Here is a 15589-nt window from a genome sequence, read left to right as displayed (position 1 = left end):
ATCAATGAAAAATTCTTTATAATCCTCTCGTAAAGGGTGGTTATACGGACAAATTCGGTATAATACCCAAATTAAGGATGTAAAAAAGAAGTTTTCCGTATATTTAGACAAAAATTCGGTGTAATGCTTGATATATTAGGATTGAGAAAAAGATTATACGGAAAGTTTCCATATAATAAATAGTTATGCCGAAACTAATGACGCAAGTTTGTCCTGGATGCGGTACAAGACTTCCCAAATTTAGTAAGCCTACGACACTACAACAATTTCTAATTGGTGGATGGACTTGCTCGAACTGCAAGTACGAGGTTGATTGGTTAGGTAAAGAAGTCAAAAAAACTCAGCCCAATGATCCGAGTGTGAGCGCTAAATACCAAAACCTGAGACGGTCTCGAGCACCACAAACAGAATCGAACAAAGAGACCCCCCAATCAGGAGGTATTCTGTTCATCCGTGATGTAAACTCGAACGAACAGAGTGTGATTATCGGAAAAGAAGAAGTACCATTAGATAATAGGTTCGGTAGTAGCATCCTTGAAAGTGAGCATGAATTTTCTCAGAAAGCTACTCGAACGATAAGATTGAACAGTAGCAACGATGTTAGTGGACAATTCAAGGCTAAAATCTTGACTGTTTTAGAAGCAGAAGTGTGTGCAGGCTTGGCTCAGAGTTTGGGAATAGATTTGCAGCAAGAGGAATTTCGACGAGTCACCCTTCGACTGAAAGCTGATTCAGGTAAGTCAGTCTTGTATCGCATTATTTGGCGGCAAACTCAGCGCAGTGGAGAAGCTGAAGTTAAAGTCAGGGATCAAATGATCAGAGTTCCTTACGTGGCATTGTATGGATTAAGTTACTCTGTAGAGAGCATTTTGCAGTGAAAGTAAGCCAATAAACTCCGCTAGCTGACTCTGGGTTTTACAAGGATGGTCGGAGTCGAGTGAAGCTCTGTCTCTGTTAGCATGCGAAGTAAGAGCGCGTTAGTATGGGGCGAAACCGATCGCTCAGATTAAAATGAAGGGGCACAGTTGAAATGAGGTCAAGCTTATGACAGCGCGACAACCCCGATATAGTAAAGAGGAATTTGCCCGACGTGGCGACGAAATCTACGAATCTCAGGTGCGATCGCAAGTCGAAGAAGGCAACCACGGCAAAATTGTGGCGATCGACCTCGAAACTGGAGACTTTGAGATTGATTCGAGTGAAATTGCGGCTTCTGATCGCCTCGAAGCTCGTCATCCAGACGCTCAAATTTGGATGGTTCGCATTGGTTCCCGGTATGTGCGTCGATTTGGTGGACGTACAAAAACAGCGACATGATTACGGGAATCGTTAATGCTGATTTTGAACCAATTATCTCACTCTCACTGCAAGGCTCCGATGGACGAATCTATATTCCAGATGCGATCGTAGATACAGGTTTTAATGGTTGGCTTTCGCTGCCTCCTGAATTCATTGCTCAGTTGAACTTAAGATGGAAAAGGCGAGGGCGAGCGATTCTTGGGGACGGAAGTGAGTGTGTTTTCAATGTCTATGAAGCGACCGTAGTTTGGGATGGAGAGCTGTTGGTGATCCCGGTTGACGAAGCTGACTTAGAACCTCTCATTGGGATGTCGCTAATGGAGGGTTATCAGCTAATGGTACAGGTGTTTGAAAGAGGGCTAGTCGAACTTAGCAAAGTCAACACGGTCTAACAATTCAAATGCAGCGGACGGCTGAGAGCCGCTGGTGCTGAGTTCGAGGATATCTGCCGCCGCTGATTTGAGCCGTTAGCTGGCTTCGGTTACGGGTGAAGCGATCGTTCTGATGAAATTCGCGTTGATTTTCCCGCAGGAAAGTTCACTAGTCCTCCAAAAGTTCAAGTAACGTTGAATACTCTCGATCTTGATCAAGCCATCATGGTAACTACTTATGCTACGATGCAGCCAGCCATTTTACTCATCGTAAGCAATTGTGCTAACTGATCAACATATTGCTGAAGCATTGAGCCGCGCTTACGTTCGTGCGATCGCCGGACGTGCCGGACTCAACTTAGCGATTCGGGAATATGATTATGGCGTGGATGGAAGCTTTGATGAAGTCGTTGTACGCCAAAATCGACGGGTTGAATCTGGTTTCTCCCTCAGTTTTCAACTTAAAGCCTCAACCTTGTGCCAACTCGACCCCACTCACGTCATCTACGATTTAGAAGTGAAGACTTACAATGACTTGATTCTCAGACGCAGCATCAAAACCGCAACATCCTGTATTCTCATTTTGCTGGCGTTACCTGTGGATTCAAGCCAATGGCTCATTTGTGAAGAATCAGAACTACGATTACAAGGAACTTGCTATTGGGAGTATCTGAGCGGTAATCCTAGTGGAAATCGCTCCTCTGTCAGAATTCGGATTCCGCGATCGCAACGTCTGACTCCAGAATCTTTGCTAACCTTAATGCAGAATGTCAAAATAGGAGACTGGTGATGACCCCTGAAGTTTTGTCGCACTATCCTCAAATTCAAGAGCTTTGCGTTGCGGAAGTGGTTAATTATCTTCAGCAAAATCGCTGGATGCCAGTCAACTATCCTAATTCACGGCTCCTCGTGTTCGAGAAGGGGGTCGATGATCAAGGGAAACCGATCCAGATTGTTCTGCCGAGCCAAGATGAATATGAAGACAGACCTTATCTACTGGCTAAAGCAGTGAACCTTCTGTCGGTTCTAGAATCTGTTCCTTTCCAAGAGATTGTGAATGCGATTCATGCAGATGTTCATGCTGGCTAAAAATCAACGGCTCCGCACAAAGCTGAAGTTGATCGATGTCCGGGAAGTTGATCGTGAAGATACGGCATAACAACGCAGTGGAGCGGACGGTAGAGAGACTTCGCGCTTCGTTCTAGTTTACTCGCCGCCGCTCACTTTGGTCGTTAGCTGGCTTCGGTTACGGGTGAAGCGATCGTTTAAAAGCTATTTGTCAGAGTTTCATGCTCAGAGAGTGGTTGAAAGCATCGCTGTTTGGTTATGGATAGATAACAAGCACAGGAGTTCAAATATGAGCTTTATTAAGAGATTTCTCTTGATCGTGTCTTTTATTTTTTGCTTTCTAACCGCACTTGCTGTGTTTGGAATTTTGACCGACAGCAATTGCTGATCGCGTAGGATGTGTTAGCGCCAGCGTAGCGCATCATTCTATGAAAAGTACGATCGTTCCTATCCATTCAGTTCTAACCAGTTGCTCAAGTCATTGAGCGAATTGAAATCTAGTAGCGCTTCACTCAGTATTTCTAGCTGATTAAGTGAAAGTGCTTCGATTTGGGTTTGAACTCCATCGGGTAATGAACCTACTCGACGATTCAACTGACGCAAGATGAGCGATCGCTGTCCTTTTGCTTCCCAACTGGTCGTAACTTGCATAATTGCCTCCTTTTGCGTTGCCCCTATTTTATCAATTTCTGCCTGAAAAGTCTCTTCTTCCTTGGCGCTCAGCCGCAGGTAGGTATCGACAAACTTGGAAATCAGCCGAGTTTTGGCTGGATCAAGTTTCAAGGTCACCAACAACCGCAAACACTCTGCTTTCACCCTGGGTCGATCGTGTTTAGTAATCTTCATTTTGCTCATCAACGCCGCTGCTACTGGATTGGAGCTATTGATGTAATCTCGCCAGTTGAGTCGATTCAGTTGGATAGCGCGAAAGCGAAACTCTAGTACCTTGAGGTCAGGAAACTCAATCTTGAAGGTATCTTGCTCGGCTCGATAGGGTTCGTCGTAGGAGAAGATGACGATCGGGTAGATGTCTTTGACATAGTTCTGGTGCAGCCGCGCCAGATAGTAAAACATTCGGCGACCGATTTGGGACTCGCTATAGGACTGCGCTTCGAGATGGAACAGGAACGTTTTGTCTTGCCCAGCCAGTCTGACTTCCACCAGCAGGTCAATGATTTTTTCATCTCCTTCTACCAAGTCAGCAAAATACTCCTGAGGTAAGAACCGAATCGAGTTAGGATCAATGTCTTTAGCAAGGTCGGGCACAAAGAGTTCCAGGAATTCCAAGAAAAAAGTGGAGATCAACTCTTTGAAGTTTTGGTCATGGCTAATGGTTTCTGCGCTTTGATCGGGAGGGGTAGTCATAGTGCATGTCAAATTGCATACATGAAATTCTTGTGTACTATATCATCATTTTGGGATCAAGCGAAGAGAGCGATCGGGCAAGGTGCTACAGAATTGAGATCGGTGGTGTGGCGATCGCCGCATAACAACCCGATTGGAGCGCAATACTGTTCGGTTAAGGGTGAAATAGGTGGTGGAGTCAAGAAAAATAAGTTCGCGTAAATCATACGCGAATAAAATAGCGAAAAAGTTTGTTTATACCTAAAGGAATTCTCAAAAAACTTAATTGTCAATTGATTAGAATATCTTTAAACTATTGAACTATAAATTTACGATGAGCAATTTAGTGTATCGAACAAATTGATATATTTAACTTGCCTTTCTAAGAATTTTAAAAGATAGTTGTTGTCGGCGAGTACGATTATTTCTGTGACTTCGCTTTTTACTCTTAAACTTTGAACGTGCTTTTTTGACTACTCTGGGATTACTTCTGTGTTGTGGTAAAGGAATTTCTGTATTATTCTCTTCAATAACATATTCAATTATGCGGACAGGAATTCGTGTGGCACTCTTTTTTTTCGACTCCCCATCTGGTGCAATCCATGATTTATAAGAGCCATCTTTGAATATTTCACCTTTCTCTTCCAGCTTTTTATTCCCTTTCCCACCTCAAAATCAGGGAACGGACAGCAAAAGTTCAATATCTACACTAAGAACTTTTGCTAGTCCGTTGCTACAAGATTATTAGATTAATCAATACATCAGTCTTTGTTTCATGAGTTAGATCAAAGCAATTAGTGCTTTAACTCCTGCTTCTGCAACTTCCTGAACAGCAGCTTCTGCTAAGTCTTCGATTAAACCTTGAATTCCTTGAGAAAGAGTATCCTGTGCGACAAATCTCCAAAATAGACGCGCTTGAGAAATCTGATCCCAGTTCTCTACAATTTGCTGATTAGCTGTAGAATCAGTCCAATCATTATCACGATTACGTCCAAAAACGGTTATCGTCCCATCAACACTTCCTTGGTGTGACAAGGTATAACCAATTCCAAACGGTGTCATAATCACGACAGCAAGTGCATAATCAATATTGAGAAAACCGCTGTTATGCATATGTCCTGAAAATGTGACATTTCCTTGGGAGCTTATAACCACATCAAGCCATCCTCCGATAGATGCCCAATCTTGAGTCGTTACATGGTTATTAAAATGAACTATTTCTGGTGATACTATAGCTCCGGTTGCTGGCGACCAATTTATATCTCCATGTTGGAAATTGTTAACTCGTCCTTGTCCGAAAAATGAAGAGTCCATTTCGTCTGTTGTAGGATAGCCCAAAAACGAACGTTCCCAACCTATCGAAGCCCATTTATCACGAATTGCCCCATGAACTTCATGCGCTCCAGTAGAAGGACTCCAATAAACTGATCCTCCTTGAAAATGATTGAACCGTCCAATACCATCTGGTGTTGGTGTTTCATCTGTTAGTGGATAACCAAGCAAACTACGCTCCCAACCAATCGAAGCCCATTTGCCTAAAATATCTCCATGAACTTCGTGTGCTCCAGTAGAAAGACTCCAATAAATTGATCCTCCCTGAAAGTGATTGAACCGTCCAATACCATCTGGTGTTGGTGTTTCATCTGTTAGTGGATAACCAAGCAAACTACGCTCCCAACCAATCGAAGCCCATTTGCCTAAAATATCTCCATGAACTTCGTGTGCTCCAGTAGAAGGACTCCAATAAATTGATCCTCCCTGAAAGTGAATAAAGAAACCAATTGCATCAGGACAATTCTGCAAATCAGTAGTTGCTTTTCCTAACAAACCAGTTTCTCCTCCTAATTGGTTATATTTGGCTTTAATTTCATTAGAAGCTATTTGAAATGGAGGTAGTGGTGCTACTGTTATTTCAGAAATATTCATGACTATCAATCTCGATGATTAATGTTACTCGCATTTTGATTAACCCATTTCAAAATTACAGATTAGATATTTTCTAAATTACAGTTTTGTAATTTGGGTAAGCTCAATTTATGCTATATCTCAAAAAAATAAATGAGACAAAAGTCATGTTTATAAATAGGACAAAAGTCATGTTTCAATAGTTACTTCATGTTGTTCCAGATTACTAAGGTTAGCCTTAGCTCGACTTTATCCAAAATTAAGAACTTGGTTTTCTTTATCTGGCAAAAACCCTGGCTTTTTGGCAAATACTTTTTCCATCTCACTGATTTTCGCTTAAGTCCAAAAAGTAAAACTACTGTCCCACAATGGTTTCGGCGTCAGGTTTTGGGTTTCGTAAAAATGGATAAAGTCGAGCTTAGAGGATGTTTGAAAAGTTGTGAGTGGTCACAAATTATGCTAACCGCCTAACCCAGATTTCTCACAAAGCTTGAAGAAATAGGGGTCAAAAACTGCCATTCAATTAAGGAAATTAATCTGCCTGAAACCATTGTAGAGACGTTACATGTAACGTCTCTACTCCGGGGCATCCTGAACCACCGTTATAAAATTGTTATTTTTAGCGAGTTATGCATTTCCTCCGTAGTAAACATGATCCGCAAGACCCAAACCGTTGTTATACTTATCCAGGTTGGAATTAATTACACTACCAGCCTCTAATCCATAGAGAACATTGGTGTTGGAACTGTAGGGATTTGGCAAGCTGGAGGCACTCGAAATGCCTTGATTCCAGTAAGTATCAGCAAGGGGACTATTAACACTGCTACCAGTCATACTGTTTAATGCGCCATCGCCCTTCTTGTCACCATTTTCGTCTGGAGTTATAGCTTGCAACCAATTGATGCCTTCGTTAATGTAGTATCGAGCATCTTTATCAGTTGTATTGGCGGTGTCAATGGGGTTGCCAGCGAGGTAATTCAACCAACCAGCAACCAAAGAGCGGCCAAGATCGTAACGCTTATCTCCGTTCGGGTGTTGGGAAGCATCAACAATCTGGAGTGCCTGTTTACGAGAATAGAAGAGAGTATCTTCACCTGCATCACTTTTACCATTCCGGTTGTAGTCGCCGATTAGTACACCTGTTTCATATTGCCCGGTCACTGGATCGAGAACTTTTCCAGGTTGTGCAGAATTGGTGTAAGGTGCGAACAGAAGATCGCCGTCAGCGAAATTGAACTCTGTTTTTTGTGATGGTTCGTTGCCTTGAATACCGTCCCAGAAGGTTTGCCAGGTTGTGTTCTGCCAGAAGCCGGGAGTACGTACACCAGGGGCTGATGGGATGGGAGCAGCGAGAATAGTGTCAGTGTCGGTGGCACTGTTGTTGCTGGTATTGGTGTCAGTGAAACCAGTTGGGCCTGCGATCGTAGCAGTGTTGACTAAAGAAGCGGGAGTAGGTTTGAGAATATCCAGATAGCGAATCTTGAACTCATCTTCGGGAGTTGTGTCTACCGCCGAAGCTGCGATGATGATAGTGTTACCCGCATATTTACCTGCATTCACATCTGCCCAGCGATCGCTTGTGAGATTGGTTTCGTTAACTTCGTTGAATCCAAAGCCGTTAAGAATTGAGTCGTTTAAAGTCGTGAGGGTATTGTTATTGTTAAAGTTACCAATCCATACTGAGATATCACTGTCATTGATGACGTATTGCAGATAGGCGCGGTCTAAAATAACAGATTCGGAGAATTGGAATAGGACGTAGTTATCTCGCCCTCCAACGTTATCAACGCGATGAGTTCCGTTTCCATTTCCTTCACTGCTATCGGTAACACCTAAACCACCGCCAGAATAGCTACCCAGATAAGCATTACTCCAAGCTCCATTTGTCCCATCAACGCGGCTAAAGGCACGGGCTGTAACAGTAATACCATCCTTTGTAAACGTCCGAGTATTTCCATCCGTTCCATCCAGCGCACTACCAGGATTGGTAGCGAGGTCAAATGTGGTCAGACTACCTGTAGAACCTGTAGAGACGGGGTTATTAGCTACCGTACCGTTTACCGTATAAGTGATACTACTACCTGCTGTCAAGGTCACGTAATCGTTGATGCTGCCTGTTCCACTGATTTGATTGTCTTTAGCTCCTGCGGTAGCGACACTAGTCCAAGTCACATCGGTAAGATTCGTTGGCATGATATCGCTCACCAAGGCATTGGTAGCAGTCATCAGACCATTATTTTTAGCGACAATGGTGTAGGTAATCTTCTGTCCGGGGGTAACAGTTGTCAAACCATCGGTTTTGGTAATTGACAGGTCGCCGATGTTTTTAATTAGTCCTGCATCAATCGTCAGGTTATCAGTTGTACCGACAGAGAATTGAGCCGTTGTGCCGTTGACATTAACAACATCACTATCAACCGCATCGCTTCCCATTTTGGCGGTGGTAAATCCATCGAAGCCAGTGGGTTGAACGAATTGAACGCTGTAGCTGCTGTTGGCGTTGACGTTGAATTGGTAAAGACCATTGGTATCGGTGGTCGTTGTCCCAATTTGAGTACCTGCTTGGTTAAAGAGCTTAACAGCTACACCAGAAACTCCTGATTCACCTGCATCTTGAACACCATCTCCATCAACATCGTACCAAACGCGATCGCCTATCTTAACAGTAGAAGCAGCAACAATCGTGTCTGTGTCGGTGGCGCTGTTGTTGCTGGTGTTGGTATCAGTGAACCCAGTGGGGCCTGTAATTGTAGCAGTGTTGTTGACAGAGCCACCGATTTGAGTCGTTGCTTTGAGGATATCAAGAGATTTGAGCTTAAAGCTATCGTTGGTATCGCCGATTTTAGCGGCAATTACCACAGCGTTACCTACAATGTTATTCGCATTGATATCTGCCGTGCGGTCAGTGCTACCACCGTTGTTGAATTCGGTAAAGCCGAAGCTATTGAGAACCGAATTATTTAAGGTAAGGTGATTGGTGTAAGGATTGTTGAAATTACCAACCCAGATAGAGATGTCACTATCCCCACCGTCAACGTAAGCTAATGCAGCTTTGTTAATAACCACCGACTCAGAGAATTCTAGCAAAACGTAGTTGTTAAGACCGGAATTATCGATGCGATGGCTTCCACTATTACCATCTTCAGTGCCATCAATTACACCTAAGCCCCAACTGCCGTAGATACCCAGAGCAGCGGTATTCCAGGTTCCCGTGCTGGTGCTACTGAAAGCACTGGCGTTGACAGAAACACCATTAGCAGAGAAGGTGCGAATGTTACCCACAGTACCATTGCTCGAACCGCTACTTGTCAAGCTAATGGTGGTGGGAATGGTGTAGGAAGGAAGCGGGTTAGCGGCTACAGTTGCATTCACCGTATAGGTGATGCTGCTACCGGCTGCTAAGGTGACGTAATCGTTGATGTTGCCTGTTCCACTGGTTTGATTGTCCGTTGCACCACCGGTAGCTACGCTAGTCCAAGCGATATTGGTCAAATTGCTGGGCATGATATCGCTCACCAAGGCATTGGTAGCAGTAATCAGACCATTATTTTTAGCCACGATGGTGTAGGTAATCTGCTGTCCGGGGGTAACAGTTGTCAAACCATCGGTTTTGGTAATTGATAGGTCGCCGGCATTTTGATAAATTCCTGCATCTAAAGTCAGGTTGTTTTCCCCAGAAGCCAGGGTAACAATTTGAGTTTTGCCAGTACTGGCATTAGCATCAGAATCTACAGCATCATTAGCACCTATGTTAGCTTGAGTAAATTGATATCCCCCAGGCAAATTAGAGAATCCGACTTGATATTGTTGACCTGGTGTTAGTCCAGCGAAGTTGTAGTTGCCATTAGCATTGGTAGTTGTGGTGATGGTGGTATCGCCAATGCCGTTGATGATGCCATCTGATCCGCCGCTAGTTAGGGTAACAGTTACACCACTTACTCCCGTTTCACCTACATCTTGAATGCCGTTGTTGTTGCCATCATTGAATACAAAATCTCCCAAGGATGCTGTTTTGTAAAACCCGGAATCGATTGTGGTATCATTCTCCCCAGCAGAGAGGTTAACTACATCGCTAATCAGTCCATTACTGTCAATCGCATCATTACTACCGATATTGACGGGACTAACACCATTAAAGCCATTAGGTTGTACAAATTGAACTTTGTAATCTCCTGGTTGCAGGTTGGTAAAGGAGTAGAGTCCATTACCATCTGTGGTTGTGGTGGTAATGATATTACCTGCTGTATCCAACAGGTTGACTGTGGTATTGGCTATACCTGCTTCCCCTGCATCTTGAATCCCGTTGGCATTTTTGTCTTCAAAGACAAAGTTCCCTAAGCTGGCTAGTTGTACTAACCCAGCATCTAATGTGCCGTTAAATTCGCCTGATGTCAGGGTGACTGTTTGGGTTAAACCAGTTGTGGAATTAGCATCGCTGTCTTTGCTATCATCCCCCACATTGGCTGTGCTGAAGCTGTAACCTGTTGGCGATGTAAATTTAACTTGATAATTTCCAGGGGTTAAGCCGCTAAAGCTGTAACCACCATTTGCATTTGTGGTGGTTGTAGCGATGACACTACCAGTGACAGGGTTAATTAATTCTACTGTTACCCCTGCTACCCCTGCTTCACCTACATCTTGAATGCCGTTGTTGTTGCCATCATTGAATACAAAGTCTCCCAAGGATGCTGTTTTGTAGAACCCGGAATCGATTGTGGTATCATTCTCCCCAGCAGAGAGGTTAACTACATCGGTAATCAGTCCATTACTGTCAATCGCATCATTGCTACCGATATTGACGGGACTAACACCATTAAAGCCATTGGGTTGTACAAATTGAACTTTGTAATCTCCTGGTTGCAGGTTGGTAAAGGAGTAGAGTCCATTACCATCTGTGGTTGTGGTGGTAATGATATTACCTGCTGTATCCAACAGGTTGACTGTGGTATTGGCTATACCTGCTTCCCCTGCATCTTGAATCCCGTTGGCATTTTTGTCTTCAAAGACAAAGTTCCCTAAGCTGGCTAGTTGTACTAACCCAGCATCTAATGTGCCGTTAAATTCGCCTGATGTCAGGGTGACTGTTTGGGTTAAACCAGTTGTGGAATTAGCATCGCTGTCTTTGCTATCATCCCCCACATTGGCTGTGCTGAAGCTGTAACCTGTTGGCGATGTAAATTTAACTTGATAATTTCCAGGGGTTAAGCCGCTAAAGCTGTAACCACCATTTGCATTTGTGCTAGTTGTAGCGATGACACTACCATCAAGGGGGCTGATTAATTCTACTGTTACCCCTGCTACCCCTACTTCACCTACATCTTGAATGCCGTTATTGTTGCCATCATTGAATACAAAGTCTCCCAAGGATGCTGTTTTGTAGAACCCTGCATCAATAGTTCTGTTAACCTCTCCACCAATTAAGGTAATAGGTGCGGAGGTCAAATTATTGCGGAAGTCAGCATTGGAATCTAGAGATGTGTTGCCTTGCAGGTAAGGACTGACTGTATTAAAGCCTGCTGGTAAGCTAAATCTCACCTGATAGGTACTGGGCAGTAGCGGTCCAAACTGATACCAGCCCTTCTCAATTTGTGTTGTGTGGGGATTGTCTCCAGTAAGAGTGGTGCCAAGAACATTACCCTTGCCATCAAGTAACGTAACTGTTGCACCATCTATTCCTTCTTCATTAGCCTCTTGAACCCCATTGGCATTTAAGTCATGCCAAACGAAATCTCCAATACCTGCTGTCTTGACTTCCATCAAAATCGGTTGCAGGTTGGCACTTTTAACAATTACTCCAAAATCTTGCCCTGCTACTGGTACAAAGTTAGTGCCATTGGTTACAGCAAAACTCACTAACGCATCTGCTTTCTGCTGACTATAAACTTCCAATGAGTCGTAGTCTGCGTTATTTAATACAGGTGTTTCTCCCAGCAGTTTCCAGATAGCTAGCTGTACATCACCCCAAGTGTAGTCAACGTTATTGTAGCGGTATTTGTCGTTGACTAGGTTGGTTGCTTCTGTAACGTTATTTATCAACCAGTTGATTTGCTTAAGTTGATTCAGGTATTGTTCAGCAGGCAAATTGGTTGTTTGTGAACCTGCATAAAGGATACCAGCGGGTATGTTGCCGTAGCTGGAATATACACTAGCTTGATTATAAGTACCTCTACTAACTGCAACGGTACTATTAACACACCAAGCGTCATAGACTCCATTCAGTTGTCCGCCATTAGTGATGGTGACATTTATGTAACTGGGTAAAAGAGATGCTGTAGTTGTTGATGTGTCGTAATCAGTGATGATTTCTGTTGCTGTAGTTGGTAATATTGAGTTGAAGATTGAGAGATTGTTATCTGCCATAAGTTTTCCTCTGGGCATTTATGTTAGTTGGTTCGACACTCGTCTTGAAAATCTCACGATTAAACTTAAGTAAATATATGCATTTACTTGTTCTTTTATATAACTAGTAGTCTGTCAAACTTATTTTGACGGTTAGAGAGATGGGATAAATCGCCATTTATACAGAAAATCTATCCGTCTAAGCGAACGAAATCATCAAACAAGGGATTGTTGAAAGCATATCTGTTCGTCATATTGGAAGATTGCTTGAAGAAGCAGAACTTAAACCCCACGCCTTGTCGCTACTGGTTACCCCCCTGTGGAGGAAGAATTTGACGCAAAAGTGGAAGACATAACTGCTTTATATATCACGTACTAGTTAAAGTATTGTTAAAGCTGAATTGACGAGTATCTATTTATTTCCTTCTTAGTTGCTCCCTGTTAAAATTTCCTTACTACCTACCTAGGCAAGTAGTTTCGGAAATAAAATCTGATTCCTAGATGCATATATCTTGACTGTCTCTCTCAAAAAAAATAAGCGTAATTATCCTGAAATAGTAATTTGAAGCGATTTAACGATTTTTTTACCAAAACTTAAAAATCAAGTTTCCCAATAATATATATAGAGAGTTAATTTACACAAACTCAATAAATAATGTTGTATGCAACTTTTAGAAAACTCTTATTTAAGAAGCATTCTGTAGATAAGCTATTTAGATAAAGACAAAACACTTATCGACAGAATAGTTACTATGACTAGGGTTTAGTATTTTGCGAAATATTAAGTCGCACATCGCGTTAAATATGTCTGGCATATAAATCTTAAAAAATCAATAAAATTAGCGTTTTGAGTCTTTAATTAAATAAATATTTTTTGTGTAATATGATTTTTATCAGCTTGATAAAAATCATAAAGAAAGCTTTAAAAGGATGTGCTAGCTACTGAGACTGTTACGGAAACTGTCGTCAGGGGCGTGTGACGTGAGAAGTGCCATTACTTAATTTATTGACTTCTCAATACCGTTGCCAAAAAAAGAGTATGAAGAGGTAGGGCTGTCGTAGTAGAGTTATTGTCTTCCCAAACGACAACCCAAAAACTACGATGGGAGCAACGCGATTTTCTGAGATCGGAACAAAAACAAGCGATCGCTAAAACATAGATTTAAGCAGAAGGTGATTTTATGAACATTAAATATACTGAAGAACACGAGAATTAATCTTGATGAGTTATTTCAAAAAGATTGGTAACAGTTAATTTGATAATAGTTAAACTTTAATACTTAGTTTTAATTCAGACAAAAACACTAAATAAGGCGAGAACTGAAGTATAAAATGTTCAAGCACTGCTGGGATTAAGGAAAGAATTAAAAATAGAGTTACAAAAATTGTCCTAACTGCAAGCTTTGAGAATGTAATTACACTCTCGTACAAAAATTTTACATAGACTCATCCGCGAATCATGAAAGCTTACCAGGAGAGAGTTAAAATAGAATTGACTAATAAATAGGTACTCAATACCTGAACAGTACCTATTTATTGGGTATAGTACCTATTTCTTTTGCCAGCGTGCATCTGGGCCACGCCCTAAACATTCAAGCCGTCCCTCAGTACGTTCTTGGCGTAAAATGCGGCGAATTAGATCAATCCCTACTATAGGACATTGTGATTGTAAATCTTTGATAGAGAAATCAAAGGGCATATTACGAATTGCATCAAGCACCATAGCAGTTTTAGCACCCTTGGACTTGGTAACTGACCCAACCCGCTCCTCAAAGTCCCGGTACGCCGACAGCACAATCACTCCTAAAAAATACTCCCACCAGGACAATAAGCTATGTTGGCTAATATGCCAGTTCTGCGATGACTGGTAAAGCGTATCGTAGTAACTTTCCTTAGTTAGTTCTACAATCCGCTCTAAGCTAATAAACCGTCCTACCTCGTAACCTGCTTTGTATAGCAATAGTAGCGTCAGCAGACGAGCCATGCGTCCATTGCCATCAGTAAAAGGGTGAATGCATAAAAAATCCAGAACATAGGTCGGGATTAGTAGTAGTGGCTCAATTTCATCGGATTGCCAAAGGGTGTTGAACCGTTCGTGCAAGCTTTCCATTGCTGCTGGTGTAGCATAAGCTGGAACTGGGCGAAATCTGACTATTTTCGTGCCATCTGGATGAGTTTTACTAATTTCGTTGTCTACTGACTTCCAGCGCCCACCTTCAACAACAGCAAACTGATAAAGGTCACGGTGCAGTTGTAATACTACATTTGGTGTGAAAGGGATGTAGGCGTAGCTAGTGTGAATAGTCGTCAGCACATCTCGATAACCAGCAATTTCTTGTTCGGAGCGATCGCGCGGAGTGGTTTTTTCGGCTACCAGTTCCTTAATGCGTTCTAGTGGAGCGGTAATGCCTTCTATCCGGTTAGAAGATTCGGTACTTTGAATAATCGCAGCTTGCCGCAAGGTTTCCAATACCTGGGGTGACTGTTCTTTGAATAATTCCTGTTTGCCTTTATACTCACCAATCAGGCGGATAGTACGTAGTAAATTTTGAGTAATCTGCTGATATTCAATAAATCCTGGTTCAAAGGATTTCATCTCGAATTTTCCCGGATATTCCCTCTGTACTTAATTTGCCCATGTAAAGTTATTCCATCAAAAATTACCGAAAAAATGGGTCTAAAGCCCCGTCCCAAAATAAGTAGGCAACGTCAAGACCATGCTGTGAAATTAGCACGGTGCGTAGTTCAGTCTAACGACTTGATAGCCTACGTTAGCGAAGCGGGGCGCTCTTAGCGCACAGATTTGAGGATTAAAAACATGGCGAAAAATCATTGTTTAGCTAAGTCCGTCAATGACGCATCTTGGTATCAGTTCCGTGTTTGGCTTGAATACTTTGGAAAGGTATTTAAACGAGTTACGGTTGCGGTTAATCCGCAATATACGAGCCAAGATTGCTCTAGATGCGGTGAAGTTGTTAAAAAAACACTATCCACTCGCACCCACGTTTGTAAATGTGGTTGTGTCATGGATAGAGATGAAAACGCTGCTAGAAATATCCTTAGTCGAGGATTGGGTACGGTAGGGCATACCGGAACCTTTGCACTAGATGCAAGCAACGCTTGGGGAGATGAAACCTCTACTTTTGTTGGTGAAAACCTGCATGAGCAAGTTATGTCTTAGATTCAAGAATCCCCCCACCTTCAGGTCGGGGAGTGTCAAAAAGTAGATACACGATTTAGTAGGTAACAGCGATCGCTTGATT

At 42.5% G+C, this 15589-nt stretch carries 9 protein-coding genes and 1 pseudogene; 6 read left to right on the top strand and 4 right to left on the bottom strand.

From position 1 onward, the window contains the following. Positions 1-185: 185 nt before the first annotated feature. The 5 genes from AC5JMF_RS07685 to AC5JMF_RS07665 all read left to right on the top strand — a co-directional run bounded on the left by AC5JMF_RS07685 (position 186) and on the right by AC5JMF_RS07665 (position 2759). Positions 186-878 (top strand): hypothetical protein, encoded by a 693-nt coding sequence (locus AC5JMF_RS07685; protein ID WP_495795112.1) that lies wholly within the window; start codon positions 186-188, stop codon positions 876-878. A gap of 166 nt (positions 879-1044) precedes the next feature. Then, complete coding sequence (locus tag AC5JMF_RS07680; RefSeq protein ID WP_495795111.1) at positions 1045-1317, top strand: hypothetical protein; 273 nt, start codon at positions 1045-1047, stop codon at positions 1315-1317. After that, positions 1314-1691: a clan AA aspartic protease gene (locus AC5JMF_RS07675; RefSeq protein WP_495795110.1), complete on the top strand. Its 378-nt coding sequence runs from the start codon at positions 1314-1316 to the stop codon at positions 1689-1691. Before AC5JMF_RS07680 ends, AC5JMF_RS07675 begins: the two co-directional genes overlap by 4 nt. A gap of 259 nt (positions 1692-1950) precedes the next feature. Further along, entirely contained in the window at positions 1951-2460 is a 510-nt protein-coding gene (locus tag AC5JMF_RS07670) for a DUF4365 domain-containing protein (RefSeq protein ID WP_495795109.1), read from the top strand. Beyond that, complete coding sequence (locus tag AC5JMF_RS07665; RefSeq protein WP_495795108.1) at positions 2460-2759, top strand: hypothetical protein; 300 nt, start codon at positions 2460-2462, stop codon at positions 2757-2759. Before AC5JMF_RS07670 ends, AC5JMF_RS07665 begins: the two co-directional genes overlap by 1 nt. A 426-nt stretch (positions 2760-3185) precedes the next feature. On the opposite strand, the gene AC5JMF_RS07660 is transcribed toward AC5JMF_RS07665, so the two are convergent. From AC5JMF_RS07660 to AC5JMF_RS07645, 4 genes are all read right to left on the bottom strand, one after another. Continuing rightward, complete coding sequence (locus tag AC5JMF_RS07660; RefSeq protein ID WP_495795107.1) at positions 3186-4103, bottom strand: Rpn family recombination-promoting nuclease/putative transposase; 918 nt, start codon at positions 4101-4103, stop codon at positions 3186-3188. A 759-nt stretch (positions 4104-4862) separates the two neighbouring features. Beyond that, entirely contained in the window at positions 4863-6008 is a 1146-nt protein-coding gene (locus AC5JMF_RS07655) for an LGFP repeat-containing protein (protein WP_495795106.1), read from the bottom strand. Positions 6009-6614: 606 nt separating this feature from the next. After that, complete coding sequence (locus AC5JMF_RS07650) at positions 6615-12347, bottom strand: SdrD B-like domain-containing protein (RefSeq protein ID WP_495795105.1); 5733 nt, start codon at positions 12345-12347, stop codon at positions 6615-6617. A gap of 1528 nt (positions 12348-13875) precedes the next feature. Further along, the gene (locus AC5JMF_RS07645; protein ID WP_495795104.1) at positions 13876-14922 is read right to left on the bottom strand and encodes a Fic family protein; all 1047 of its coding nucleotides are present in this window, start codon (positions 14920-14922) and stop codon (positions 13876-13878) included. A 96-nt stretch (positions 14923-15018) separates the two neighbouring features. Between AC5JMF_RS07645 and AC5JMF_RS07640 the strand changes: the two are divergent. Then, positions 15019-15507, top strand: a pseudogene (locus tag AC5JMF_RS07640) (RNA-guided endonuclease InsQ/TnpB family protein); the annotation flags it as partial. Positions 15508-15589 lie beyond the last annotated feature (82 nt).

This window comes from Desmonostoc vinosum (assembly GCF_059505385.1).
This window is presented reverse-complemented; position numbering and strand designations above follow the sequence as displayed.